General features: G+C 62.2%; 16 protein-coding genes and 1 pseudogene. 11 read left to right on the top strand and 6 right to left on the bottom strand.

Translation table 11 applies throughout. The features are described 5' to 3' along the window. Window positions 1-19: 19 nt before the first annotated feature. From QCBJ_RS09865 to QCBJ_RS09845, 5 genes are all read left to right on the top strand, one after another. On the top strand, window positions 20-2,545 hold the full coding sequence (locus QCBJ_RS09865) for an acyl-CoA dehydrogenase (RefSeq protein WP_102060690.1): 2,526 nt from the start codon (window positions 20-22) through the stop codon (window positions 2,543-2,545). Between the two features lie 108 nt (window positions 2,546-2,653). Beyond that, on the top strand, window positions 2,654-3,997 hold the full coding sequence (locus QCBJ_RS09860) for a 3-oxoacyl-ACP reductase (RefSeq protein WP_102060689.1): 1,344 nt from the start codon (window positions 2,654-2,656) through the stop codon (window positions 3,995-3,997). 3 nt (window positions 3,998-4,000) lie between these two features. Continuing rightward, window positions 4,001-4,891, top strand: a complete 891-nt coding sequence (locus tag QCBJ_RS09855; protein WP_093541790.1) for a MaoC/PaaZ C-terminal domain-containing protein — start codon at window positions 4,001-4,003, stop codon at window positions 4,889-4,891. Further along, window positions 4,888-6,186, top strand: coding sequence for an acetyl-CoA C-acetyltransferase (locus QCBJ_RS09850; protein WP_102060688.1), 1,299 nt, complete (start codon window positions 4,888-4,890; stop codon window positions 6,184-6,186). Before QCBJ_RS09855 ends, QCBJ_RS09850 begins: the two co-directional genes overlap by 4 nt. Before the next feature lie 31 nt (window positions 6,187-6,217). Next, a complete protein-coding gene (locus tag QCBJ_RS09845) occupies window positions 6,218-7,921 on the top strand; it encodes an AMP-binding protein (protein WP_064052151.1) in 1,704 nt (567 codons plus the stop codon). A 130-nt stretch (window positions 7,922-8,051) separates the two neighbouring features. On the opposite strand, the pseudogene QCBJ_RS09840 reads toward QCBJ_RS09845, so the two are convergent. Together QCBJ_RS09840 and QCBJ_RS09835 are read right to left on the bottom strand one after the other, a co-directional pair. Next, a pseudogene (locus QCBJ_RS09840) lies at window positions 8,052-8,237 on the bottom strand (gfo/Idh/MocA family oxidoreductase); the annotation flags it as partial. A gap of 221 nt (window positions 8,238-8,458) precedes the next feature. Beyond that, on the bottom strand, window positions 8,459-9,574 hold the full coding sequence (locus tag QCBJ_RS09835) for a Gfo/Idh/MocA family protein (protein ID WP_102060687.1): 1,116 nt from the start codon (window positions 9,572-9,574) through the stop codon (window positions 8,459-8,461). Window positions 9,575-9,880: 306 nt separating this feature from the next. Here QCBJ_RS09835 and QCBJ_RS09830 point away from each other — a divergent pair, with 306 nt between their 5' ends. Then, on the top strand, window positions 9,881-10,921 hold the full coding sequence (locus QCBJ_RS09830; RefSeq protein WP_102060686.1) for a YCF48-related protein: 1,041 nt from the start codon (window positions 9,881-9,883) through the stop codon (window positions 10,919-10,921). A 16-nt stretch (window positions 10,922-10,937) separates the two neighbouring features. After that, the gene (locus tag QCBJ_RS09825) at window positions 10,938-13,313 is read left to right on the top strand and encodes an RND family transporter (RefSeq protein ID WP_012724670.1); all 2,376 of its coding nucleotides are present in this window, start codon (window positions 10,938-10,940) and stop codon (window positions 13,311-13,313) included. A 45-nt stretch (window positions 13,314-13,358) separates the two neighbouring features. Here the strand turns inward: QCBJ_RS09825 and QCBJ_RS09820 are convergent, their stop codons facing one another. Then, window positions 13,359-18,257 carry a dermonecrotic toxin domain-containing protein gene (locus tag QCBJ_RS09820; protein WP_102060685.1) on the bottom strand — a complete coding sequence of 1,633 codons (4,899 nt, stop codon included), beginning with the start codon at window positions 18,255-18,257 and terminating at the stop codon, window positions 13,359-13,361. Window positions 18,258-18,398: 141 nt separating this feature from the next. On the opposite strand from QCBJ_RS09820, the gene QCBJ_RS09815 reads away from it, so the two are divergent. From QCBJ_RS09815 to QCBJ_RS30355, 4 genes are all read left to right on the top strand, one after another. Continuing rightward, entirely contained in the window at window positions 18,399-18,686 is a 288-nt protein-coding gene (locus tag QCBJ_RS09815; RefSeq protein WP_046034776.1) for a DUF5629 family protein, read from the top strand. Continuing rightward, window positions 18,673-19,848, top strand: a complete 1,176-nt coding sequence (locus QCBJ_RS09810) for a lactonase family protein (protein ID WP_102060684.1) — start codon at window positions 18,673-18,675, stop codon at window positions 19,846-19,848. Before QCBJ_RS09815 ends, QCBJ_RS09810 begins: the two co-directional genes overlap by 14 nt. 156 nt (window positions 19,849-20,004) lie before the next feature. Next, window positions 20,005-20,184, top strand: coding sequence for a hypothetical protein (locus QCBJ_RS09805; RefSeq protein WP_016980181.1), 180 nt, complete (start codon window positions 20,005-20,007; stop codon window positions 20,182-20,184). 159 nt (window positions 20,185-20,343) lie between these two features. Further along, a complete protein-coding gene (locus QCBJ_RS30355) occupies window positions 20,344-20,469 on the top strand; it encodes a hypothetical protein (RefSeq protein ID WP_256530428.1) in 126 nt (41 codons plus the stop codon). A gap of 157 nt (window positions 20,470-20,626) precedes the next feature. On the opposite strand, the gene QCBJ_RS09795 is transcribed toward QCBJ_RS30355, so the two are convergent. Genes QCBJ_RS09795 through QCBJ_RS09785 form a run of 3 tightly spaced genes read right to left on the bottom strand, consistent with a single transcriptional unit; the run spans window position 20,627 to window position 26,093 of the window. Beyond that, a complete protein-coding gene (locus QCBJ_RS09795) occupies window positions 20,627-21,220 on the bottom strand; it encodes a glutathione S-transferase (RefSeq protein ID WP_093541800.1) in 594 nt (197 codons plus the stop codon). Beyond that, window positions 21,217-24,855, bottom strand: a complete 3,639-nt coding sequence (locus QCBJ_RS09790) for an AAA family ATPase (protein WP_102060683.1) — start codon at window positions 24,853-24,855, stop codon at window positions 21,217-21,219. The genes QCBJ_RS09795 and QCBJ_RS09790 overlap by 4 nt, the downstream gene beginning before the upstream one ends. Continuing rightward, window positions 24,852-26,093 (bottom strand): exonuclease SbcCD subunit D C-terminal domain-containing protein, encoded by a 1,242-nt coding sequence (locus QCBJ_RS09785; protein ID WP_012724663.1) that lies wholly within the window; start codon window positions 26,091-26,093, stop codon window positions 24,852-24,854. Before QCBJ_RS09785 ends, QCBJ_RS09790 begins: the two co-directional genes overlap by 4 nt. Window positions 26,094-26,447 lie beyond the last annotated feature (354 nt).

Genomic DNA, 26,447 nt, shown 5'->3' with positions numbered 1-26,447 from the left:
ATCGAATAGAGGTATCCCCATGGTTATCTGGTTATTGGTGGGCGTCGCAATCGCGATTGCCCTGGCGTATCGACAAGCTGTCGCCACCCTCTGGTTGGGCGCTGGCCTTCTCTGGCTGGCGGCGGGTTACCTGTTCAACGTGGTGGCGGGTGTCGGCACCGCCGTTGCGGCGATCCTGGTGGTGTTGCCCGCGTTGCTGATGACAATCAAACCCCTGCGCCGCAGCGTGCTGACCAGCAGGGCCCTGGGCCTGTTTCGTACTATCATGCCGGCCATGTCTGACACCGAGCGCGCGGCCATTGAGTCCGGCACCGTGTGGTGGGACGCCGAGCTGTTCAGTGGCAAGCCCAATTGGCAGCGCCTGCTGCAGGCGGCTCCCGCCAGCCTGAGCGCGGAGGAGCAAGCCTTCCTCGACAACGAAGTGGAAACCCTGTGCGACATCGCCAACGACTGGGAAACCACCCAGGTCTGGCAGGACATGTCTCCCGAAGGCTGGCAGTACACCAAGGATGCCGGGTTCCTCGGCATGATCATTCCCAAGCAGTACGGCGGCAAAGGTTTCTCTCACTATGCGCACTCGCAAGTGATCATGAAGCTGTCGACGCGCTGCTCGGCGGCAGCGATTTCGGTGATGGTGCCCAATTCCCTGGGGCCGGCTGAATTGCTCTTGCATTACGGCACCGATGCCCAGCGCAATTACTACTTGCCGCGCCTGGCGCGGGGTGAGGACATCCCGTGCTTTGCGCTGACCAGCCCGTATGCCGGCTCGGATGCCGGCGCGATCCCCGACCTGGGCATCGTCTGCAAAGGCCTGCATGAAGGCGAGGAAGTGCTGGGTTTCCGTGTGACCTGGGACAAGCGCTACATCACCCTGGGCCCGATTGCCACGGTGCTCGGCCTGGCGTTCCGCGCCGAAGACCCGGACGGTTTGCTCGGCCAGCCCGGCTCGCTGGGGATCACCTGTGCGTTGATCCCGACGTCCCACCCTGGCGTCAACAGCGGCCGTCGGCATTGGCCGTTGAATGCGGTGTTCCAGAACGGTCCCACCACCGGCAAGGATGTCTTCATTCCGCTGGAGTGGGTGATCGGCGGCCGTGAGCAAATCGGCAACGGCTGGCGCATGTTGATGGAATGCCTGGCGGCCGGCCGGGCGATTTCCCTGCCATCCTCCAACGTCGGCCTGGGCAAGGTCGCGGTGCGTGGTACGACGGCCTATGCGGCGATGCGCAAACAGTTCGGCTTGCCCATCGGTAAGTTCGAAGGCGTGCAGGCGCCCCTGGCGCGCATGGCCGGGCACCTGTATGCGTGCGATGCGGTGCGCAAAGTCTCGGTGGCGTCCCTGGATGCCGGTGAGAAACCCTCCGTGATCTCGGCCATTGCCAAGTACCACGTCACCGAGCGCGCGCGGATGATCGTCAATGACGGCATGGACATCGTCGCCGGCAAGGGCATCTGCATGGGCCCGAACAACTTCCTCGCGCGCGCTTACCAGCAAAGCCCCATCGCCATCACGGTGGAAGGCGCGAACATCATGACGCGCTGCCTGATCATCTTTGGCCAGGGGCTGATCCGCTGCCATCCCTATGTGTTCAGCGAGATGGAAGCGGCGCGTAACCCGGACCGGCGCAAGGCCCTGGAAGACTTCGACCGGGCCATGTTCGGCCATGTGAGTTTCGTGCTGGCTAACACCGTGCGCGCGGCGGTGCATGCGCTGACCGGCGGGCGGCTGCTTTCCGCGCCGGCCAAGACTGACCCGGCACTGGCGTCCTACTACCGCCAAGTCAATCGTCTGTCGGTCGTGCTCGCGCTGATTTCGGACATTTCCATGGGCGTGCTCGGCGGTGCCCTCAAGCGTAAGGAAAGTATCACCGGGCGCCTGGGGGATATTCTGTCGCAGCTGTACATCGTGTCCTGCGTGCTCAAGCGCTTTGAGGATGACGACCGGCCTCAGGCGGATCTGCCGCTGGTGCACTGGTCGGCCCAGGACGCGTTGTTGCGCGCCCATGAAGCGCTGGCCGAAGTGCTCGATAACTACCCCTCGAAAGCCGCCGCTATGGTCATCAGGGCGTTGACGTTCCCGTTCGGCATACCGCTGCGCAAACCCTCGGACCGCCTGCTGGCCCAAGTGGCCGACGTGGTGCAGACACCGGGCGACACCCGCGACCGTTTGCTGGCCAATTCCTACGTCCCACGCCCGGAAATCGACAAGCTGGCCTACGGCGAACTGGGTTTCCGCTTGTTGCCGCAAGTCGAATTGATCGAGGCCCGTCTCAAGTCCGCCGTCAAACAAGGCCTGATCGAACCGATGCCGATTTCCGCCACGGCCTTCACGGTCTGGCGCGTCAAGGCGCGGGCGCTGGACCTGATCAGCGACGAAGAAGACACCCTGCTGGGGCGCTATGTGGAATACGCCGATCACGGTATCCAGGTGGACGACTTCCCGCAGGACTTCGGGTTGCTGGAGGCCTTGCAGCAACGCAAGCACGCGTTGGAACCGGCCCCCAAACGCCGCAACAGCCAAAGCGAAAACGCCTCGGTCAACTAGGAAAAACCCAATCGATGTGAGAGGGGGCTGAACCACCGCTATCGGGGGCAAGCCCTCCCACACAGACCGGGTTTACACGGCCAGTATGTGTTGTGAGTGGATCTATCTATGAGTGACAGTTACCTTTCTTTCGTCAATTCCCCCTGGGGCCGTCGCCTGGCCCAGGCCATCGGCTTGCCGCAACCGTTGCCGCTGCAACGCCATCGCAGCGGCCAGCACGGCCTGGCCAACCCGGTGATCGTCGCCGGGGCAGGGCGCCTGGTCGCCGAAGTGCAGCGGGTGTTCGCGGCCACCGACACGGTCACCGCCACCCCGGCCACGCTCAAGGCGCCGTCCACGGTCAAGGTGCAGGGCGCGGTGTTTGACGCCAGCGCCGTGGCGGATCTGCAGCAGCTGGACGCGTTGTACGGGTTCTTCCACGCCAACGCCAAGCGCATTGGCCAGCATGGCCGCGTGGTGGTGCTCGGCACCGCGCCGGAACAGTGCCAGGACCTGCCCCAGGCTATCGCCCAGCGCGCCCTTGAAGGCTTGGTGCGTTCGCTGGCCAAGGAGCTGCGTCGGGCGATCACCGTACAGTTGATCTACGTCGCACCCGGCGCCGAAGACGCGCTGGACAGCAGCCTGCGGTTCTTCCTGTCGCGTCGCTCGGCGTATATCTCGGGGCAGGTGATACGCCTGGAAAAACCAGTGGACGGCCACGTCAGCGTCAATTGGGACAAACCCTTCGCCGGCCGTCGCGCGCTGGTCACCGGCGCCTCCCGTGGCATCGGCCTGGCGATTGCCCAGGTGTTGGCGCGGGACGGCGCCCATGTGGTGTGCGTGGACGTGCCCCAGGCCCAGGCGTCGCTGCAACAGGCGGCGGACAGTGTCGGCGGTTCGGCGCTGCCGCTGGACATTACCGCCACCGACGCGGCCTCGCTGTTGCAGGCCCACGTCAACCAATACGGCGCCTTCGATGTGGTGGTGCACAACGCAGGGATCACCCGGGACAAAACCATCGCGAAGATGACCGAGGACGCCTGGCGCAGTGTGTTGGCCGTGAACTTAGAGGCGCCGTTGCAGCTCAGTCATGCGTTGCTGGACAGCCAGGGCTTGAACCCTGGCGGGCGCATCGTGTGTGTCTCGTCGATTTCCGGCATCGCCGGTAACCTTGGGCAAAGTAATTACGCCACCTCCAAAGCCGGTGTGATCGGCATGGTGCAGGGCCTGGCACCGCAAGCGGCGACGCAGCACGTCACGGTGAATGCGGTGGCGCCCGGGTTTATCGAGACCCAGATGACCGCGAAAATCCCGCTGATGATCCGCGAAGCGGGGCGGCGCATGAACTCGATGTCCCAGGGCGGGCAGCCCGTCGACGTCGCCGAGACCATCGCCTGGCTGGCGCACCCCGCGTCGGGCGGGGTCAACGGCCAGGTTGTACGCGTGTGCGGCCAAAGCCTGCTGGGAGCCTGAGCCATGGACTACATAACGCAGATCATCGACCCGCCGCCATCCCGCACGCGCTTGCTGCTGGATGGCGTGCGTGCCCTGCGCAAACCCACGCTCGACGGTGCGCCGGTGCTACCCAAGGAACGTCTCGTGCGGTCGGCAGCGCAGTTGTCCGCCGCTGGCATTGAGGCGTATGGCCGCGCCTGTGGTTTTCGTCGCGAGCAGGGCGTGCCGCTGTCCTACCCGCACGTGCTGGCGTTCCCGTTGCACCTGATGTTGCTGACGCGACCGAGCTTCCCGTACCCGGCCAGCGGCATGGTGCACCTGGCCAATCGCATTCGTCAGCATCAGCGCCTGCATGCAGGCCAGGCCTTGCGGCTTGAGGTGTACTGCGAGCGCTGGGTCGCCCATCCCAAAGGCCAGGCGCTGAGCATCGCCACCCGTGCCTACGGCGCCGACACACTGGTATGGGAAAGCGACAGCCTGTACCTGCGCCGGGACGTCAAGGGCCCGGTCGGCGAACCGTGGGATGACGGGCTGCCGTTGCAGGAAGAGGGGCTGTTGCGCACCCAACGCTGGGTGCTACCCGCCGACCTGGGCCGGCGTTTTGCCAAGGTGTCGGGGGATTTCAACCCGATTCACACGTCGGTGATCGGCGCAAAAATATTCGGCTTTCGCCGCGCCATCGCCCATGGCATGTGGACCCTGGGTCGTGCACTCGCCGCGCAGCAACCGCCCGGTGGGTTGGACCAGGCCGAGGCCCATTGTGATTTCAAGCTGCCGATCTTCCTGCCGGGCCAGGTTGCGCTGTGGAGTCATCCTGTGACCGGCCCGCGCCGCGAATTCGAAGTGCGCAATTTCGCCGGCGACAAACCCCATATGCGTGGACTGTTCATCTGGAAAGAGAGCGTGGAATGACTGACTACAGCTTCAACCCGGCCCCGGTTCGCCGCGTGGCGATCATCGGCGGTAACCGTATCCCGTTCGCCCGTTCCAACACGGTGTACGCCCACGACAGCAACCAGGACCTGCTGGTCGCCGCCCTGCAGGGCCTGGTCGACCGCTACAACCTGCACGGCCAACGCCTGGGTGAGTTTGCCGCCGGGGCGGTGATCAAGCACTCGCGGGATTTCAACCTGGCGCGTGAGTCGCTGCTCTCCACCACGTTGTCCCCGGACACGCCGGCCTACGACGTGCAACAAGCCTGCGGCACCGGCCTGGAGGCGGCCTTGTTGGTGGCCAACAAGATCGCCCTCGGCCAGATCGAGGTCGGCATCGCCGGCGGTGCCGACACCACCTCCGACGCGCCCATCGGTATCAACGAATCCCTGCGCCACACCTTGCTCGCGGCCAACCGCGCCAAGGGCATGGGCGACAAGCTGAAGGCGCTGTTCAAGGTCCGACCGTCGATGCTGTTCAAGCCGTTGTTGCCGCGCAATGGCGAGCCACGTACCGGCTTGTCCATGGGCGAACACTGCGAAGAAATGGCCAAGCGCTGGCAGATCAAGCGCCTGGCCCAGGATGAATTGACCCTCACCAGCCACCAGCGCCTGGATGCAGCCTATAAACGCGGTTTCTTCGATGACCTGATCAGCCCCCATCGCGGCCTGGCGAAGGACAACAACCTGCGCGCCGACGCCAGCCTGGAGACGCTCGCCGGCTTGTCCCCGGCCTACGACCGGCAAAACGGCACGCTCACCGCGGGCAATTCCACGCCGCTGACCGATGGCGCCTCGGTGGTGTTGCTGGCCAGCGAGGAATGGGCGGCCGAGCACGGTTGGCCGGTGTTGGCCTACCTGCGTACCGGCGAAACCGCCGCCGTGAATTTCGTCGACGGCACCGAAGGCCTGCTGATGGCCCCGGCGTACGCGGTGCCGCGCATGCTCAAGCGCGAAGGCCTGAGCTTCAACGACTTTGATTTCTTCGAGATCCACGAAGCCTTCGCCGCCCAAGTGCTGTGCACGCTCAAGGCCTGGGAAGACGCCGACTATTGCCGCGACCGTCTAGGCTTGGACGCGCCGCTGGGTGCCATTGACCGCGCCAAAATGAACGTCAACGGCGGCTCCCTCGGCTGTGGTCATCCGTTCGCCGCCACCGGTGGCCGGCAATTGGCGGCGCTGGCCAAGCTCATCCATGAGAACGGCGGCGGGCGCGGCCTGATTTCCATCTGCGCGGCGGGCGGGCTGGGCATTACCGCCATCGTCGAAAAGTAGCTCTATCAAAAACAACAACAAGGAGACTGCCATGAACGCTGTAAGCCTGGAACACACCGAACGGATCTGGTTGAACGCTTACCTGCCCGGCGTCCCGGCGGATATCGATGCCGGTATCGAAGACTACCCGTCGCTGCGCGAGGTGTTCCTGGAACACCTGGAGAAGTTTCGCGAGCGAGTGGCCTACGTCAGCATCGGCACCGAAATGACCTACGCCGACTGGCAGGTGCAAGGCATTGCCTTTGCCGCCTGGCTACAAGGGCAGGGCGTCAAGAAAGGCGACCGCGTCGCGCTGATGATGCCCAATTGCTTGCAGTATCCGATCTGCCTGCTGGGCACGATCCTGGCCGGCGCGGTGGTGGTCAACGTCAACCCGCTGTACACCGCCCATGAGCTCAAGCATTTGCTCAAGGACAGCGGCGCCGAAACTGTGGTGATCTTCGAAAACTTCGCGCATACCCTGGAAAAAGTCATTACCGGCAGCAGCGTGAAACGCGTGGTGATCGCCGCCATCGGTGATTTGCTCGGCACCTTCAAGGGCGCGGCGATGAACTTCATCCTGCGCAGCGTGCAAAAGCAGGTGCCGGCGTTCAACCTGCGTGGCTCGGTGCGCTTCAACCAGGTGTTGAAACAGGGGCGGGCGCTCAACCACTTCCCGGTGGAGATGCACCTCGACGACCTGGCCTTCCTGCAATACACCGGCGGCACCACCGGCGATGCCAAGGGCGTGATGCTCAGCCACCGCAATATCATCGCCAACCTGTTGCAAGCCAAGGCTTGGGTGGGGGATCAACTGGACCAGGACAAACAGGAAACCAACGTCACCTTGCTGCCGCTGTACCACATCTTTTCCCTGACGGTGAATTGCCTGATGTTCATGTGCCTGGGCGGGCGCAATATCCTCATCGCCAACCCGAGGGACGTGAAGCGGGTGCAGATGATCCTGCGCAAGGAGCGCTTCAACGGCATTGCCGGGGTCAACACCTTGTTCAACGGTTTGCTGGAGAACAAGGCGTTTTGCGCGCGGGACTTTTCCGACCTGCGCATGGTGATTGCGGGCGGCATGGCCACCCACACGGCGGTGGCCAAACGCTGGAAGGAAGTCACCGGACTGCCGATCATCGAGGGCTACGGCCTGACCGAGTGTTCGCCGGTGGTGAGCATCAGCCCGATCAACATTGCGCGCATGCGCGAGATGGAGTTCACCGGCAGCATCGGGGTGCCATTACCCTCGACCTGGGTACGCTTTCTGCGCGAAGACGGCGCGCTGGCCGAGATCGGCGAGCCGGGCGAACTGCAAGTGCGCGGGCCGCAGGTGATGCAGGGCTACTGGAAACGCCCGGAGGCCACCGCCGAAGTGCTGGATGCCGAGGGGTGGCTGTCGACCGGTGATATCGGCGTGATGGACGCGCGCGGTTACATCCGCCTGGTGGATCGTAAGAAGGACATGATCCTGGTCTCCGGCTTCAACGTGTACCCCAATGAAATCGAAGATGTGGTGGCGTTGCACCCTGGGGTGGGGGAAGTGGCGGCGATTGGGGTGGAAGATGGCGTGACCGGGGAGAAGGTCAAGATCATCGTGGTGCGCAAGGACCCGAACCTGACCCAGGAACAGCTCCTGGCGCATTGCCGGGAGTACCTGACGGGTTACAAAATGCCGAAGTATGTGGAGTTCCGCACCACCGAATTGCCCAAGACCACCGTGGGCAAAGTGCTGCGTCGGGCCTTGCGCTAGCGCGAACGTGTTGATGATCCAAATGTGGGAGGGGGCTTGCCCCCAATGGCTGTGCATCAGCTAGAAATACACTGGCTGACACTCCGCCATCGGGAGCAAGCCCCCTCCCACAGGGGATCTTTACTGTGTTTCAGACCGCGTTCACGGTGACCCAGCGCTCTTCACGGGCCGCCACGCGAATCGCCGTCGCCAGCCGTTCCACCTCCAGCGTCTTCAGTTCGTTGTACCCCAACTGATGCCCGGCCGCCGGGCTGAAGGCCGCATAACCCGCAAGGGCAGGGCCGGCGAGTAAACGCTGTAAGCCGTGCTGACTGACGGGTTACAAGATGCCGAAGTATGTGGAGTTCCGCACCACCGAGTTGCCCAAGACCACGGTGGGCAAAGTGCTGCGTCGGGCCTTGCGCTAGCGCGAACGTGTCGATGATCCAAATGTGGGAGGGGGCTTGCCCCCGATGGCTGTGCATCCGCTAGAAATACACTGGCTGACACTCCGCCATCGGGAGCAAGCCCCCTCCCACAGGGGATCTTTACTGTGTTCTAGACCGCGTTCACGGTGACCCAGCGCTCTTTACGGGCCGCCACGCGAATCGCCGTCGCCAGCCGCTCCACCTCCCACGCCGCTTCAAAGTCCGTACCCTCCGCACCCTGACCGGCCACGGCCATGATCAGCTCCTGCACCTCCAGCGTCTTCAGTTCGTTGTACCCCAACTGATGCCCGGCCGCCGGGCTGAAGGCCGCATAACCCGCAAGGGCAGGGCCGGCGAGTAAACGCTGGAAGCCGTCCTGACCCTCGCGACACACCCGCAACTCGTTCAAACGCTCTTGATCGAACGCCAGAGTGCCTTTGGTCCCGCTGATTTCAAAGCTCAGGTGATTCTTGTAGCCCTGCTTGAGCCAGCTACTGCTCACGGTGCCACGTGCGCCGTTGGCGAAACGCAGCAGGGCGTGCACCTGATCATCCACTGCAATCGACTTCAGCTCGGCGCTGCCTTTGACGGCCGGGCGCCGGGCGTGAACGGTCTGCGTATCGGCACACACACTCACCACATCACCGACCAGATAACGCGCCATCGACAACAAATGACTGCCCAGGTCCGCCAAGGCGCCACCGGCATGTTCCACTTCGCAACGCCACGACCATGGCGAGGCCGGGTCGGCCATGAAGTCCTCGCTGAATTCACCCTGGAAGCTGATGATGTCGCCAAGGTCGCCATCGACAATCATCTGCCGTGCCAGCGAGATCATCGGGTTGTGCTGGTAGTTGTAGCCCACCCGCGTCACCACCCCGGCCGCACTGGCGGCGCGGCGCATGGCGTCGGCTTGTTCCAGGCTCACGGCGAGGGGTTTTTCGCAGTACACCGCCTTGCCCGCGGCAATCGCCGCCATCGCCATGGGGTAGTGCAGGTGGTTGGGGGTGGTGATGGCCACCACGTCGACGCTGGGATCATTGATCAATGCTTGCCAATCGCCATGAGCCTGGGCGAATCCCCAGGCCGTGGCGCAGCGCTGCGCGCGCTCGGTGTCGGCATCGGCCAGGGCGGCCAGCTTCAGGTGTACCGGCAACTCGAACACTGCGCGGGCGTTATTGAAGGCCAGCGCATGGGCGCGGCCCATGAAGCCTGTGCCGATCAAGCCGATTCCGAGTTCACGCATCGTCGTGGTCCTTTGCATTATTGTTTTCAGAAGGCGTATTAATGGAATAAAAATTCCCATATTTCAATAGATAGAATAAAAATTCATTGATGCGTCGACGATCACCTCGGCGAATAGAGCTACATTCACCATGCGGCCAAATGCCTTCAGTTAACAAAAGATAACGTAGCGCCGATTGTCAGACGATTCGAAAGCCCGATAGGATGGCCCCTGCTTCCTCCAGGCGCTCTAGATTGCAGGTTTCAAGGCCCCGGAAGGCAGGCGATAACAATAATAATGGGAGAAAGGTCTATGAGTGAGCCTGTCATGGGTTGGGTTGTTTGCCGCCCACGTGCCGCACGCAGGGTTGCGTTGCTGGCCACAGCGCTCTCGTTGCTGGTCGGTGGCGTGTCAGTCACGCCGGCACTGGCAGCCAGCGATACCGTCGCAACGCCTGCGTTTGCGATTGAATCCCCCAAGGCCGCCAAAGGCCTGATGATCGACGTCGTCCACGCGGGCAAGCGGCTGGTGGCGGTCGGTGACCGCGGGCACATCCTCTATTCCGATGACCAGGGCAGCACCTGGACCCAAGCCAAAGTTCCCACCCGGCAACTGCTCACGGCGGTGTTTTTCGTCGATGACAAACAGGGCTGGGCGGTCGGCCACGATGCGCAAATCCTTGCCAGCTCCGACGGCGGCGCCACCTGGACCCAGCAATACCAGGACCTCAAGCGCGAAGCCCCTTTACTCGATGTATGGTTCAACGACGCCAACCACGGCCTGGCCGTGGGCGCCTACGGTGCGCTGATCGAAACCACCGACGGCGGCAAGACCTGGCAAGACGTCAGCGACCGCCTCGACAACGAAGACCAGTTCCACCTCAACGCCATCGCCCACATCAAGGACGCCGGCCTGTTCATCGTCGGCGAGCAAGGGAGCATGTTCCGCTCCAGCGACGACGGCCAGACCTGGGAAAAACTCGAAGGCCCCTACGAGGGCTCGCTGTTTGGTGTGATCAGCACGGCGCAGCCGCAAACCCTGCTGGCTTATGGCTTGCGCGGCAACCTGTACCGCTCCACGGATTTCGGCAGCACCTGGGAGCCCGTCGAATTGAACGCGGCGCGGGGAGCGCTCGAGTTTGGTTTGTCGGGCGCGACCTTGCTGGAGGATGGCTCCCTTGTCGTCGTTGGTAACGGCGGCAGCGTGGTGGTCAGTCATGACGATGGGGTGACCTTCAGCGTGTTCAACCGCCCGGACCGTATCTCGCTGTCGTCCGTGACGGCGGCGGGCAACGGTAACTTGATTCTGGCCGGGCAAGGCGGTGTGCGTGTTGCCACGCCGACCGGCGCTGAACCGACAAAACAATAAGAAGGGCGGGGATAGAATGAGCAGTCATCACAACGATAAAGCGACCTTTCTTGAGCGCCTGATTTTCAACAACCGCCCGGCAGTGATCGTCATCTGCCTGCTGGTGAGTATCTTCCTGTTCTGGCAGGCGACGTTGATTCGCCCGTCCACCAGCTTCGAAAAAATGATCCCCCTCAAGCACCCCTTCATCGAAAAGATGATGGAGCACCGTAACGACCTGGCGAACCTGGGCAACACCGTGCGGATCTCGGTGGAAGCCAAGGACGGTGACATTTTCACGAAGGAGTACATGGAGACCCTGCGCCAGATCAACGATGAGGTGTTCTACATCTCCGGCGTCGACCGCTCGGGCCTCAAGTCGCTGTGGAGCCCCAGCGTGCGCTGGACCGAAGTCACCGAAGAGGGCTTTGCCGGCGGTGAAGTGATCCCGCAGAGCTACAACGGCTCGCCACAAAGCCTCGACCAGCTGCGCAACAACGTGCTCAAGTCCGGCCAGGTCGGGCGCCTGGTGGCCAACGACTTCAAGTCGAGCATCGTCGACATCCCGCTGCTGGAGTCCTACCCGGACCCGCAGGACCAGGGCAAGCTGCTGGCCTTGGACTACCGCAAGTTTTCCCATGAACTGGAAGACAAGATCCGCGACAAGTTCGAAGCCCAGAACCCCAACGTCAAGATCCACATTGTCGGTTTCGCCAAGAAAGTCGGTGATTTGATTGATGGGCTGGTGATGGTGGTGCTGTTCTTCGGCGTTGCATTCGTCATTACCTTGATCCTGTTGCTTTGGTTCACCAACTGCCTGCGCAGCACGGTCGCTGTGTTGAGCACCACGCTGGTGGCGGTGGTCTGGCAACTCGGCTTGATGCACTTTTTCGGTTTCGGCCTGGATCCGTATTCGATGCTGGTGCCGTTCCTGATCTTCGCCATCGGTATTTCCCACGGTGTGCAAAAGATCAACGGTATCGCCCTGCAATCCAGTGACGCGGACAACGCGCTGACGGCTGCGCGGCGCACCTTCCGGCAACTGTTCCTGCCGGGGATGATTGCGATCCTGGCCGACGCGGTGGGCTTCATCACACTGCTGATCATCGACATCGGCGTGATCCGTGAACTGGCCATCGGCGCGTCCATCGGTGTCGCGGTGATCGTGTTTACCAACCTGATCCTGCTGCCGGTAGCGATTTCCTATGCCGGCATCAGCCAGCGCGCCATCGCCCGGAGCAAGAAGGACGCACACCGCGACCATCCGTTCTGGCGCCTGCTGTCGAAATTCGCCAGTGCCAAAGTGGCGCCGGTCTCGATTCTGCTCGCGCTGGTCGCCTTCGGCGGCGGCCTCTGGTACAGCCAGAACCTGAAGATCGGCGACCTCGACCAGGGCGCGCCGGAACTGCGTCCGGACTCGCGCTACAACAAAGACAACAACTTCATCATCAGCAACTATTCCACCAGCTCCGACGTGCTGGTGGTGATGGTCAAGACCAAGGCCGAAGGCTGCTCGCGCTATGAAGCCATGGCGCCCATCGATCAGTTGATGTGGAAGATGCAGAACACCGAAGGCGTGCAGTCGGCGATCTCGCTGGTGACCGTGTCCAAGCAGATGATCAAGGGCATGAACGAGGGCAACCTGAAATGGGAAACCCTGTCGCGCAACCCGGATGTGCTGAACAACTCCATCGCCCGTGCCGATGGCTTGTACAACAACAATTGCTCGCTGGCGCCGGTGCTGGTGTTCCTCAACGACCACAAGGCCGAAACCCTCGACCGCGCCGTGCATGCGGTGCAGGACTTCGCCAAGGAAAACAACAAGGACGGCCTGGAATTCATCCTCGCCGCCGGTAACGCCGGGATCGAAGCCGCCACCAACGAGGTGATCAAGGAGTCGGAGCTGACTATCCTGATCCTGGTGTACCTGTGCGTGGCGACCATGTGCATGATCACCTTCCGCTCCTGGGCGGCGACCCTGTGTATCGTGTTGCCGCTGGTGCTGACCTCGGTGCTCGGTAACGCGCTGATGGCGTTCATGGGCATCGGTGTCAAGGTCGCGACCTTGCCGGTGGTGGCCCTGGGCGTGGGGATTGGCGTCGACTACGGCATCTACATCTACAGCCGCCTGGAAAGCTTCCTGCGCGCTGGCTTGCCGCTGCAAGAGGCGTATTACCAGACGCTCAAATCCACCGGTAAAGCCGTGCTGTTTACCGGCCTGTGCCTGGCAATCGGCGTGTGCACCTGGATCTTCTCGGCCATCAAGTTCCAGGCCGACATGGGCCTGATGCTGACGTTCATGCTGCTGTGGAACATGTTCGGCGCTCTGTGGCTGCTGCCGGCGCTGGCGCGGTTCCTGATCAAGCCCGAGAAGCTGGCGGGGCAGAAGGGCAACTCGTTGTTTGCCCACTGAGCCCTGTGGTGAGGGTGTTCACGCCCTCACCACAGAGAGGCCGTATCACTGGCTTGCGCGCTGCCCTGGCGCAATCGCCAGGAAAATGCTGTCGACGGGTGGGGTGATCAAGACGTAGATGATACGGCTGAGCGGCACGCCGCCGGGTTCTTGCTGGTGGCGCAAAGCGTCTTGGACGTGTTGTTTAAGCAGGTCCTTTTGCGTGTATTTGCGCTGCTCCGGCAGTTTTAGGTGCGCACGGGTGTAGCGATTGGGGGCTGCGTCGGCGGTTGCGTAATGGAAGTGGGCGTACCACAACACCTGCGCGGGTTTTTTGGCTGTGTCGTACACGGCGTATTCGGTGAAGAAGTCGCCACTGAGGGTCGGACGTTCCGGGTCCGCCCGGCTCGTCAGGTTGATATCGATCTGTTGATGTTCCCACAAGTAATTGAGGCTCTCCTGCGTCGGCCATTGCCGCTTGTAGGCCTCACTGCACACGCACTCCGCCAGCCGCGTGATGTCCCGGGCTTGCGCCAGGTACTCATCGATCAGGCGCTGGACCGCGGGTTTGCCGGCAAGGTGATCCCGTTTCAGTTCATCGGCCAGGGCCGTGAATTTATTCGCGTGCCGGGTCAACAGTTCATCCCAGTCTGCTGGGTTGACCTGTTGTCGGGTGAGCTGGGCGTCGAGTTTCAGCTGGTCTGCGCTGATCACCTGCTCAATGCCTTTGCGTTGCGCTGTCAGGTCCTGCGCCAGACCTTTGAGCGTGGCCAGCGTGCGGGCCTGCGGTTGGGGTTTCGCTGGAGGAGAGGGGGCATCGGTCTTCGCTGCCCAGCCGTCTGCATGTGGGCTGAATGAAGCAATGGTTTCGCCGGTCAGCGTATCGGTGAGGGTGAACTGTTCCTCGGCACCCGGTGTATCGGCCGGCTTGAAGTCACCGATGAGGTACGCCTTTTTCCTGGTTTTGAACACCCGCTTGGCCGGACTTTTGGGCCGTAGGGTTTTTGACAACGGCAGCTCGACGTCCAGCGCTTCCTGCTTGCGCACCACTGACTCCAGCTCGCGTTGCGCCAGCGCCTGGGCGTATTCAAGCCCCTCCAGCAGGCGGTCGGCCTCCGGGCGCAGACGCCGTGGGTTGAGGGCCTTGAGGGCACGAATGGCATCCTCATAGCGGCGGTACTGCTCGAGGATGGTCTCATACACATTACGCTGCTCGGCCAGCGTGAATTCGACGCCGCTGCGTACTTCGACGTGAGACTGCAGGGCTTGGATCAGGTCGGTCTGCTCAAGGCGATTGAGGTAAAAGTCTTCTTGGGGTGGCAGCAGCCGATCGGCGGTCGCCACACTGGCGGCGGCGAGATAGTTCAGCGCATTGAGTTTCAGGTTGTCGGAGAAAAAATTCTGCGGGTACTGGATCTGCGCCAGGCATTCCTGGCGCAGTGCGCGGCCTGCCGACGAGTCTTGCTCCAGTTGTTCAAGGGTGGTTTCCATCGCCGCGGACACCTCGGCCATGTGTTGGCGGATGTTCGCCGACTCCACGGTGTTGCTGATGTATTCGTCGTAGATCGTGGAGTCGCCCAGCAAATGGTCGATAAACATTCTGCCCCCCATCTCTGCCATCGGTTCACCGGCGATGGAAAAACGCATGGAGTTCAACCGGCCCAAGAGCAGGGTACTGATGAGCAATTGCTGGTCCCAGATGGTTTTGAGGATTTTCGCCCGGTCATGCACATGCACGCTGGCGCCGCCGACTCTTTCCAGTTCCTGGCCAAGCTTGACCATTTCCAGGCGTGGGGTCAGCGATTGGGCAAATTGCACTTCCAGGTTGTGCAGCAGAACCTGAAACTCGGTACGCAGTTCCCGGTGCTTAAGTGCCTCCTTCATGTGGCGCGCTTCAAGGGCCGGCTGTTGTGCTTCAGTGGCTTTTTGCAGCAGATTCCACACCAGTTGCGCGGTTTTACGTTGCTTTTTCAGGGCCTCAAGCGCCGGTGATATTCGGCTGATTGACGACTGGAACGGCGCCATCACTTCCGTCATTTCGGCGTTGAGTGCGTACATGTGTGCGACCAGTTGGTCCTTTCTACGCAGGTTTTCCTCGCGCAACGCCGCCATTCGCTTCGGGCCGCCGCCTATCAGCTTGATCCCACGGTCCAGGGACCAGTGGCCTTTGCCATCGGATTTAAGCTTGATGCCCGGATGGTCTATTTTCTCTGGATGAATGATGAAGACTTCGTTGAAGCCCGGAACAATACTGACCCTGAACAACAGCGCCGCGACCGAGGCATGCCATCGGCCGTTGATAGTGTACAAACCCTGATGGGGGCCGATTTGGATCGGCTCCGGCGCCGGCACAGGCCAGGGGACGTTGACCGCCCGCAGCTTTTTCAGCAGTTTTGCCGAAGCGCCGTCGCCGGCCAGGGAGTGGTCAAAGTCCAGCAGCGTGCGGCCGCCGCCCGGCGGTTCGGCGGGCAGGCCGACGGCGCCCCGTTCAACCACCGGCGCCCGGCTCGCTCCCTGGCCGGGCACGGGCTGGCGAATGAGGGGCTGCTCATCGAGCGCGGCGCTTTCGTGGGGCGTGCTGGGGAACCCATGATGCAGCATCAGCATGCCAATGTTGAGCAGCAGATCGACCCACGCCAGCTCCCGAGCGGTGGGGTCGTGACGCTCGAGTGCCGGCAGGTCGTGCTGCAGGCCTTGCGCCAGTTGCATCAGCCAACCGACGGCCGCGAGCGGTCCGCGCACGGCGATCAACAGCGTGTTGAACCCTAACTGCATACCTTCGAGAATCAATGCCCAGCGGCTTTCGTTGTTGGACGTTGACTCACGTGCGGCCTGGTCCAACAGCTGCCGGGTTTCACTGCCAAACAGGTACTCCATGAGTGTGCCATTGCCGAGGGCCTGACGGATTTCGTCGCCCGTCTCGTCATCCGCCTGGGCCAGCTGTGCGGGCGCCGGCACCCTGGGCAGGCTGTCGAAATCCGAACCGATGCCGACACGTACGTAGTGGGGCTGGGTAAAGCCGCCGTTGCTGTAGATCGCCCTGGCGAGGTCCGGCAGCCACGTCAGGATACTGTCCTGCAGTGGGCCAGGTTGCACGATGGCGGCGAGCAGTTGCTCGCGGCTGGCAAACTCCTGCAGCGAATCGCGATAGGCTGGGCGATAAAGCAGGTGCGGCCCCTGCCGGGTATCAAGCGGCTCGATGATGAACATGTTTTGCACCACGTCCGCCGTAGCGCCGGGTTTGCGCACAAACGCCAGCGGGCGGATGACGATGTCGTCGCCGTCGACCTGGCGCTCAGCGGGGTCCAGGTTGACCACGGCATTCACACAACGAACCCCGCGCAGCGTCAGGCCCGCTTCGGCCTTGATCTTGTGTTCCAGTGCCTGGGTTTTCAGGTGCACAGGCCGCTGCTGCTGAAACAACTGCCGGCGTTTTTGCGCCGCCTCGGTGTCGCTCATCAATGCTTGGCGCAGGTATTCAGGGTAGTTTTTGCCGATGTCGACACGCTGTATCAACCTCAGGATATAGTCGGCGGTCAACCACGCTTCCAGCGCTCTGCCGGTGCGATGGCTGAGTGTCAGGCGGCCTTTGGGTTTCCCTGAGAGGTTTTTCAGCGCCAGCTCTACCAGGCTCATGGAAACCGGCTCGACATAACCGCCTTCAAGGCTGCCCACTGCAACGTGAAAGGTCAGCACCAGGTCGTCGGCACGGTACCCGCTGGCCAGTGCGCCGGCATCGCAGGTGCGCTGGCCGCGCAGGGCGCCGGCGCGGTCCAGGCACAGTTGGTGGTCCAAATGCTGGGCTGCATAGCTGCGCAGTGTATCCAGGCCATCGAAGTCTGAGTCGCCGAGTGTCAGGCGCCGGATACCGGCTTGTTCAAGCACGCATTGGCGGTAGGCAATGCGGTCACCGGCGCTGGCGTTTTTCAGCCAGTCGGGAAGAGCTGCCTGGAGGCGCGGCAGGCCGGACAGGGGCAGGGCGGATGCTTGGGTGAGCAGCCGTGCCGGATCAGTGACCCGCGCAAACAACTGCTCCAGCGCCTCTACGCTGGAACGCGCCGGAAGCTGGAGGGCCGCGAGATCTTCCAACTGCTGGTTCAGTATCAGCCCGGCTTGGACTTCGAAAATATCGCCATCGGGTTCGTATTGCTGCCAGGTGATTTTGTCGGCGCTGAAGCGCTGTTGCAGGGCGTCGCCCCATGCTTTGCCGAAGGCATCCAGGTCGGGGAATGGCGTGACTTCCCCTGACAGGCGACACAGCAAGACGTGCTCGCGGCAGACCAGCAAAAGGTCGCAGGCTTGCCGGGCGAGTTGAGTGCCCGCCTGAGTCACCTGCGTTTCCAGGGTATAGGCGTGGACCGCGTTATCGGGCCAGGGTCGGCGGGCGCGTGTGCTTCGGTCAGGGTAGCGGTTCAATGCGCTGATGACGTTCAGGTACTTGGCGTTGGCGCCCACCTGGCGAATGGCTGAGTCGAGCAGCGCGCCTTGCAGCACCACGGCCAGCCACTTCCAGCGGCTGCCACCGGCGTCGCTGTCCTGGCTCCAATAGTTGGCCAAGGCGTCTTGGAAGCTGACGAACAGAATCAGTGGCAGCTCTCTGATGACCGCTTCGATGACCTCCAGATCATAGTCGCGAGGTCCATTGGCGTCGTAGCGGAGCCGAGTGCCGGTGGCGTCGCTCAAGTAGCTGTCCAGGCCACCGCGTGGCGACACGTCGGGAAAGCTGCCGTCCGCCATATGGGTGAGCGCCACGTCCAGCAGCGGGAGCAGTGCCCGGCCGCCACCCTCCCGGGGCACGGCCAGCCGCAGGTCATAGAGGGGAGTCGTCAGGGGAGGGTATTTTTCCGCCAGGTGGAAGGCCAGCAACTGCGTGGTGACGGAGCGCACTGTCGGTCGCGTGAGAAATTGAGCCTCAACCACTTGTCGGGTTGGGTGTGCAGGCGGGAACGAGTTCGGGTCTGTCATGGGTATTCCTTTACAGGGGATAAAGACGCGCCAGCCCAAAGTAAAGGGTTGCGTTGCCGCGAAGCGGTAGCCCGTTATGGTCTTAGGCCTTGGCGGCAAACTGGCCTATGATGAGCCCTTTGAACCTGATGAAAGACTGTGATGACTGAGAATTTGCCTGCCGTCCTGGAAACGTCCGACATGCTTGAAATCGACGGGCTGCACGCCTTCGACTTCGAACTCGATAACGAAAAACTGCTGATCACCGCCATGGACGGCCGTGCGGAAAAACGTTGGCGCTTCAGCCTGGAGCAGGTACAGGCCGCCACCTTCGATGACACCTTGCAAAGCTGGACCCTTACCGGTGATTCGGGCGAGCACCGCCTGATCTGCATGAGCGCGTTCACCGGCAACAATAACGACGAGGATCAAGCGGATGATGATGCGTAAATTCTGGCCCCTGCTGATGGCCGGCAGTGTCGGTGCCATGTCGGTGCAGGCCGCGCCGGTCGACACTTATGAACTCTTGGTGGGCAGCTACACCGCCGGCAGCAGCGAAGGGATCTACCGCCTGCAATTCGACAGCCGTACGGGTAAGTTCAACGGTCAGCCGGTGCTGGCCGCGAAGGCCGCCAACCCATCGTGGCTGACGGTCTCCAAGGACCAGAAGCATTTGTTCGTGGTCAACGAGAATGGCCCAGGCCAAAAGGACGCGGTAGGGCGCGTCAGCAGCTACCGCATCGACCCGAACAGTCATCAACTGACCCTGATCAATCAGGTGCAAAGCCTGGGCAATGAGCCGACCCATTCCAGCGTTGCTGCTGATGGGCGCTACCTGTTTGTCGCCAACTATTCGGTACTGGAAGATCCGGGCGGCAGCCTGGCGATCCTGCCGGTGGATGCCGAGGGCAAGCTGTCGGCGCCCGTCCAGTTGAGCGGGCATCCGGCCAGCCGGGTAAATCCTGAACGCCAGACGTCCAACCATGTGCACTCGGTGGTGTCGTCGCCGGACGGCAAGTACGTGTTTGTCCAGGACCTGGGGGCGGACAAAGTGTTTGCCTATCGCTACGACCCCAAGGCCAACCACGAGCTGCCACTGACCCCGGCCAACCCGGCCTCGGTGCAACTGCCACCGGGCAGCGGCCCGCGTCACCTGTTGTTCAGCGGCGATGGCAAACACGCCTGGCTGACCACCGAGATGAGCGCCCAGGTTGCGGTGTTTGACTACAAAGATGGCCAGCTGACCCAGACGCAATTGGTGGATTTCGCCGCCGGGCAACCGGTGTCCGACAAGGCCGGCGCCGCGCTACATGCGTCCAGTGATGGCAAATTCCTCTACGTGAGCAACCGTGGCACGGCCAATCAGTTGCTGGTGTTCAGCATCGACCCGGCTACCGCGCACCTCAAGGAACTGCAACGCCGTTCCGTGGAAGGCGACCACCCGCGCGAGTTCAGCCTCGACCCGAGCGGCAGGTTTTTGCTGATCGCCAACCAGAAAAGCAATGAAATCGTGGTGATTGAACGCGACCCCAAGACCGGTCTGCTGGGTAAAACCGTGCAGAAATTGCCGATCGAGGCCCCCAGCGACCTCAAGTTCCTGGTGCGTCAATAAGCCACAGGCCCCGCACTGCGGGGCCTGATCCTGTGTATTAATTCTATTAATAGCGGCTACTGTTTCAAAGCATTTCTAAGGTTCAACCCTCGGGCGTAAGTTGGGTTCCAAGGCCTTCCCAGGCCACCCAACCAAACGAACACAAGGGTTACCGACATGAACTTGAATCTCTTCTCCATCATTGCCGCTTCCGCTGTTTCCGCCACTGTCGCCCTGCCAGCGGCGGCCAGCGTGGAAGTTTCCGGCAAAAAATCCAGCACCAGCGCCTACACCCAGAAATACCTGCAACAAAGTGCCAACTTCTACGCCGCACTGGATCACAAGACTCAGCAATAACCTGCACAAAAGCAGACGCCAAACCACTGGAACGAAGCCTGGCTCGTTCGAGTGGTTTGGCGTTTGTGCATCTGCAGAATAAAAATGATTGATATCACATTGCCATGTGTTTAAATTTGACGCTCAAATATTGACGCATTTATTCCTGGAATCGACAGCATGGCACTCCGACTCGCCGCACTCATCCTGGTTCTCTACTCCGCCCCCATCCTGTCTTCCGTACAAGGGGTGGACGGTGAGCCGGAGATTGCCCGTGAGCGGTTGCTTAACCTGGTTGAAGGCTAAACCGAATCCCAGTAGTGAGCGGGCTTGTCCCGCGCTGGGCTGCGAAGCAGCCCCAAAACCAGGCGCCGAGGAATACCTGACACCGTGCGGCGTTTTCGATGGGGCCGCTTCGCAGCCCAGCGCGGGGCAAGCCCGCTCACTACAGAGCCCTGTCGGGTCAGGTCTTTGCCATTACGGCAATGAACAGCGGCGATTGCAGGAAGCACTCCAGCCACTGCTGTAACCGGGGATACGGTGCACCGGCAAACCATTCCCGATCCACATGGGCGAACTGACGCACAAACGGCGCCAGGGCCATGTCTGCCAGGCTTGGGTGATCGGCGAATAAGTACTCGCGATTCGCCAATAATCCCTCAAGTGTGCGCAAGAACACCTCGCCCTCGGCCCGATAATGTTCCATCGGTTGTTCCGGGTAGCGTTCGGCATACTTGTATCGATTCAAGTGATACTTGAAGCCCACATCGTTCTCGGCAATCAACGCCAATACCGCCGGGTCACCCTGCAGCAGCCAATCATCCGGGTCGTGCTGCGCCAGCGCCCACTGCATGATCGCCAGGCTTTCATCGATCACCACGCCATTCACACTCAACACCGGCACCGTGCCTTTGGGTGACAGCGCCAGCATTTCGGCCGGCTTGGCCTTGAGGCTCACTTCGATAATGCGCACGGGCACGCCGCAATAGCGCAACGCCAGGCGCGCACGCATCGCATACGGGCAGCGTCGAAATGAATACAGCAGCGCCTCGCTCACTTGACCTCCAGGGTGCTCAAGCCATTGCCTTGGCGCTTGACCTGGATCTGCACCGGAATGCGCTCGTGCATTTCCTGCACGTGGGAGATCACCGCCACTTTGCGGCCCTGGGCCTGCAAACCGTCCAGTGCGTCCATCGCCAACTGCAGCGACTCGGGGTCCAGGCTGCCGAAGCCTTCGTCGATAAACAGCGACTCGATCTTCAACGTGCTGGAGGCCATCGACGCCAGGCCCAGCGCTAGCGCCAGCGACACCAGGAAGGTTTCACCACCGGACAACGAATGCACCGAGCGCAGTTCATCGCCCATTTCCGTGTCCATGACCAACAGGCCCAGCATGCTGCCGCCGCGCTTGAGGCGGTAGCGGCGCACCAATTGGCGCAGTTGCACGTTGGCGTGGTGCACCAGCAGGTCGAGGTTGTAAGCCTGGGCGATCTTGCGGAAGGTGTCGCCGGTGGCTGAGCCGATCAGCGCATTCAGGCGTGCCCAGCGTTGCCATTCGTCATAGGCCTTGGCGATCTGTTCGGCGAAGGCCTGATTGGCATCCTGGCGGCGCTGGTCTTCGGACTGGCGCGCGCGCAATTCGGCGCAGGTTTTTTCTCCCTCAGCCAACTGTTGGTTGAGCGTAGCCAACGCGCTGTCCAGTGCTTCGGCTTCAAGGTTGCCGTTGTGCAGGGCTTGGTGCTCGGCCAGGCGTTGCTCGCGTTCTTGCAGCAGGACCTTGGCTTGTTCAACGGCTTTTTCGCTGTGCTGCAACTGCTGGCGCAATTGGCTGACCTGGGCGTCATCGTAGGCCAGCAAGCGGTTGAGGCCATCGTTATCGAGCTCCGGGTGCCGGGCTCGCCACTCGCCGAGGCGTGTGTCCAGCGATTGCTGTTCGGCCTGTAACGCTTGCTGGCGCTCCTGCTGGGCCTTGAGATCGGCGGCCAACTGGATCAATGCGTTGTGGATCTCTTGCAACTGCTTGTTGGCGTCGGTTTCACTCTGGCGTGATTGGGTCACGGCCTGATCCAACTGCTGTTGCCAGTGTTCGGCACTGCCGTGCTCGCCAAGCAACGCGCCGAGTTTTTCCTGAGCTGCTTGTTGCTGGGCGGCCAACTCGTTGACCTGCTGATTCAGCGCATCGAGTTGCTGCTGGCGGTGCTGCTGATGCGTCTGTTCTTTCTCGATCGCTTGTTGGCGTTCTTGTTGCTCGGCCAGCTCATCACGTTGATGGCCGAGCTGTTCAAGGCGCTGGCTGACCTGTTGGTCCAGCTGCATGAAGGTTGCGGCCGGCTCGGCACGCAAACCGTCCAGGGTGTCGGCGGGCAACAGGCTGGCGAAGGCATTCAGTTCCTGCTCAAGACGTTCGCGGTCGCTGGCCAGCTCGCGTTGCTGATCCACCAGCAATTGACGGGCCTGCTGGCTCGCTTCCTGGGCGGCTTGCAGTTGTTGCTGCAGACGCCCGGCGTTTTGTTGCAGGTTGAGCAGGGCACCTTGGCGTTGTTCGTCCTGGGCGATGCTCTGGGTCAGTTGACTCAACTGTTGATCAAGCCAGGCGCTGCGTTTGGCCTCATCCTGGTTGAACAGCGCGGCCGACAGTGGGTGCGCATCCAGGCTGGGCTTGAGTGCTTGTTGTTGCGTCGCAAGTTGCTCCTGCTGTTGCAGGTATTCCTTTTGCTGGGCGATCAAGCCGCCGACTTCGCCGCGCAGCTCGGTGAGTTTTTCCTTGAGGGTGTCGACGGCTTTCTGCGCCGTGGCTTCCTCGTTTTCGTCATGGCGACCTAGGCTCTGCAGCAGCGCTTCGGGCTGGTGGTACGGGTGTTCGTGGCTGCCGCACACCGGGCAGGGCTGGTCGTCCTGCAACTGCTCGCGCAATTCTTCGACACTGGCACTGCGGGCCAGGCGCTGGCGCTCAAGCAGTTGCTTGGTCACCGTCAGGGTTTGTTCGGCAACGGTCAGCTCCGCCTTGGTTTGCAGGCCGGTCTGGTTCAGTTGCTCGCGTTGCTGTTGGGCGTCGGCAAGCTTCTGCGTCAGTACGTTGGCCTGCTGGTCCAGCTGCTGCTGGCTGTCCCACAGGCGCGTCAGGTCTTCAAAGGCGCGTTGCTGTTTGCGATTGTCTTGCAGCAGGCTGGCCAGCAACTGGATTTGCTCGGCCACGGCATGCGGCTCGGCACCGGCCTCCTGATACAGCAGGTCCAGAGCCTCGCGTTGTCCGGTGAACTGTTCGGCTGCGCGGGCCGCGCGTTGTTCCAATTGCGGCAGTTCGGCCTGGCCTTTGTTCAGGCGATTGCCTATCAACATCAGCTGTTGCAAGCGATCGCGGTAGGCGGTCCAGGCGTCGCTCAAGGGGGCGAGGGCGGCGCTGCGATCAAGTTCGGTGGCCAGGCGTTGGAGGCGTTCGGCGACTTGGCTTTGCTTTTCCAGCAGACCGTTAAGCCGGGCCTGGCCTTCGGTGCAGGCGTGTTCGTGCTGCTGTTTGTCCTCGGCGCGCTTGGCCAGCGCTTTGGTCAAGTGGGCGAGGGTGCTCTGCTCTTCAAACGCTTGGCGCAGCAAAGGCACGGCATCGGCCTGGTTTTTCAGTGCCTCGGCCAACGCGGTTTGCGCGGTGGCTTGCTGTTGCTCGGCCTGCGTCTGGCGACTATGCAGTTGGCCCTGTTGTTCGATATGCAACTGAATCTGCACGGCCAACGGGGCAAGCACGCTGTTGAGTTCGGCTTGGCGCGCGAACTGATGACGTTGCGGTGCCAACTGCTCCAGGCGTCTGAGGTCCTGGCGTTGCAGGGCCTGGGTGTCCCACTCCGCCTGCGCGCGCCGCAGCTGTTCGGTCGCGGCGAGTTGGCGTTCCTGCCATTCGCGCAGCTCCTTGAGCCACGTGTGCTGCAGCTCCAACTGCTTGAGCTGGGCCTGCTGGGCCTTGAGCTGCTGTTGCGCCGCGTCGAATTGCTGATCCAGTTCGGCGCGGGCTTCGGCGGCCAAGGGCACCACGCCGGTGGCCTGGTCCTGCAACTGCTTGTGCGCGTCCCTGGCGTCTTTGGCCTTGTCAAAGGCGCGCCGCCCGAGCTGGGTGTAAAGCGCGGTATCGGTGAGCTTTTCCAGCAGCTCGCTGCGCTCGTTGTCATTGGCCTTGAGGAACGCGCTGAACTCGCTTTGCGCCAGCAACACGGCGCGGGTGAATTGTTCGAAGTTCAGGCCCAGGGCCAGTTCCAGCTGGGTCTTGTATTCGGTTTTCTGGCTGGCCAGCAGTTGATCGCTGTCCAGGTCGATCAGGCTCTGGCGGCTGTTCTGCAACTTGCCGCTGGCCTTGTCGCGGGCGCGGTTGGCTTCCCAACGCGCCCGGTAGCGACGGCCGCTGACGCCGACAAAATCCACTTCAGCATAACCGCCGCCCGTGCCGCGCCGCAGCAGGGTGCGCGGGTCGCCGATGGAAATATCGCTGTCGGCATCCGGCATCTTCGCCTGGCCGGTATCGCCCAGGCGGGGCACCGCGCCAAACAGCGCCAGGCACAAGGCATCGAGCAAGGTGCTTTTACCGGCGCCGGTCGGCCCGGTGATGGCAAACAAACCGGCACTGGCCAGGGGCTCGGCGGTGAAGTCGATCTCGAACGGGCCAGCCAGGGAGGCGAGGTTTTTCAGGCGGATGGCGAGGATCTTCATGGCTGTTCGCCCTCCTGTTGCACTTCCTGGAGCAGCACGGCGAAGTCCTTCAAGGTTTGTTCATCCACTTCACTGCCGTAGCTGTCCTGCCAGGCGCGGCTGAACAATTCCTGGGGCGTGAGCTGGTCGAGTTCGATCAGGCGCTCCTCACAGGTGTCGTCGCTGCCGCGCTTGCCGGCGTATTCGGCGGCGATGCGCACCAGGCGCACGGCCTTGCCTTGCAGCGCAGTTTCAATCTGCTGGCGCAGGTCGGGCTGCGGCTCGTCGAGGCGCACACGGACTTCGAGCCAGGGGTGGCGCTGGGTCTCGGCGAGCAGGTCGACGTCCGGCAACTCGGCCAACGCCTTGAGGATGTCGGCCAGGGGCGCGGCTTCCAGGCGTTGCAGGTCGACCGAGCGGGGGATCAGCAGCGGTTCGACACTCACCAGGCATTGGCCCTGGAACGTCACGTCAAGGATCTGATGCTTGTAGCCGATTTCGGAAAACGACAGCGGAATCGGCGAACCGCTGTAGCGAATGCGTTCTTCGCCATTGACCTTTTGCGGCTTGTGCAAGTGGCCGAGGGCGACGTACGCGACGCTTCTATCGAACAGACTGGCCGGCAGCGCCTCGGCATTGCCGATGATCAGGCTGCGTTCGGAGTCTTCCGACACCGAACCACCGGCCATGTGCGCATGGCTGATGGCAATCAGCGCCTGGCCTTTTTTGCGTTTGGCGTTGGCGGCGGCGATCAGCCATTCATGGACCTGGCCGATACCGCGCAGGTAATCGTCACCCAGGTGCGCGCCGGTGACTTCCGCCGGCCGCAGGAACGGCAGCGCCAGGCACCACGCGGCGACCTTGCCTTTGGCATCCGGCAGCGGGATCAGCAGGCGCTCGGCGTCGAGTTCGCCATCATCCAGCCACAACACCCGGCCGAGGGCGTGGGTGCGCAGACGGCGCATCAGCGGCGCTGGCAGTTCGATACGCGAGCCGGAGTCGTGGTTGCCGGCGATCATCACGATGGTCAGCTTCGGGTTTTGTTCATGGGCGCTGATGATGAAGTCATACAGCCGCTCCTGCGCCTTGAGCGGTGGGTTGACCGTGTCGAAAATATCGCCGGCGATGAGCAGTACATCCGGGCTATGGGCGTTGAGTTGGCCCAGCAGCCACTCGAGGAAACAGGCGTGTTCGAAGTCGCGTTCCTGGCCATGGAGGTTTTGGCCCAGGTGCCAGTCGGAGGTGTGAAACAGACGCAAGGCGAACTCCGTAGAAAAGATGAAAAGGAGGGGAGTTTACCTGTAATGCGACCATGCTGCCCCCAGGCGACACAGATTCAATGTGGGAGGGGGCCTTTTAACCATCCAAGACACAACGTAGAGATTGATTGCGCAGCGCTGTTGTGGGGAGCGGGCTTATTGTGGTGAGCGGGCTTACTGTGGTGAGCGGGCTTGCCCCGCGCTGGGGTGCGAAGCAGCCCCCATCCAGACGACTCAATCATTCAGCCAGACCTCATTGGCAGGTTTTGGGGCCGCTTCGCAGCCCAGCGCGGGGCAAGCCCGCTCACCACAGTAAGCCCGTTCACCGCAACAGGCCGGCTCACCACACAAGAC

It is taken from the genome of Pseudomonas sp. QC2, assembly GCF_002859085.1.
GTDB lineage: Bacteria > Pseudomonadota > Gammaproteobacteria > Pseudomonadales > Pseudomonadaceae > Aquipseudomonas > Aquipseudomonas petroselini.
This window is presented reverse-complemented; position numbering and strand designations above follow the sequence as displayed.

What these genes read in the sequence shown, in the direction of transcription:
- QCBJ_RS09860 (WP_102060689.1), top strand. Translation starts at nt 2,654, where the DNA reads ATGAGTGACAGTTACCTTTCTTTCGTCAATTCCCCCTGGGGCCGTCGC.
- QCBJ_RS09830 (WP_102060686.1), top strand. Translation starts at nt 9,881, where the DNA reads ATGGGTTGGGTTGTTTGCCGCCCACGTGCCGCACGCAGGGTTGCGTTG.
- QCBJ_RS09805 (WP_016980181.1), top strand. Translation starts at nt 20,005, where the DNA reads ATGAACTTGAATCTCTTCTCCATCATTGCCGCTTCCGCTGTTTCCGCC.
- QCBJ_RS09855 (WP_093541790.1), top strand. Translation starts at nt 4,001, where the DNA reads ATGGACTACATAACGCAGATCATCGACCCGCCGCCATCCCGCACGCGC.
- QCBJ_RS09835 (WP_102060687.1), bottom strand. Translation starts at nt 9,574, where the DNA reads ATGCGTGAACTCGGAATCGGCTTGATCGGCACAGGCTTCATGGGCCGC.
- QCBJ_RS09810 (WP_102060684.1), top strand. Translation starts at nt 18,673, where the DNA reads ATGATGATGCGTAAATTCTGGCCCCTGCTGATGGCCGGCAGTGTCGGT.
- QCBJ_RS09825 (WP_012724670.1), top strand. Translation starts at nt 10,938, where the DNA reads ATGAGCAGTCATCACAACGATAAAGCGACCTTTCTTGAGCGCCTGATT.
- QCBJ_RS30355 (WP_256530428.1), top strand. Translation starts at nt 20,344, where the DNA reads ATGGCACTCCGACTCGCCGCACTCATCCTGGTTCTCTACTCCGCCCCC.
- QCBJ_RS09815 (WP_046034776.1), top strand. Translation starts at nt 18,399, where the DNA reads ATGACTGAGAATTTGCCTGCCGTCCTGGAAACGTCCGACATGCTTGAA.
- QCBJ_RS09865 (WP_102060690.1), top strand. Translation starts at nt 20, where the DNA reads ATGGTTATCTGGTTATTGGTGGGCGTCGCAATCGCGATTGCCCTGGCG.
- QCBJ_RS09845 (WP_064052151.1), top strand. Translation starts at nt 6,218, where the DNA reads ATGAACGCTGTAAGCCTGGAACACACCGAACGGATCTGGTTGAACGCT.
- QCBJ_RS09820 (WP_102060685.1), bottom strand. Translation starts at nt 18,257, where the DNA reads ATGACAGACCCGAACTCGTTCCCGCCTGCACACCCAACCCGACAAGTG.
- QCBJ_RS09790 (WP_102060683.1), bottom strand. Translation starts at nt 24,855, where the DNA reads ATGAAGATCCTCGCCATCCGCCTGAAAAACCTCGCCTCCCTGGCTGGC.
- QCBJ_RS09850 (WP_102060688.1), top strand. Translation starts at nt 4,888, where the DNA reads ATGACTGACTACAGCTTCAACCCGGCCCCGGTTCGCCGCGTGGCGATC.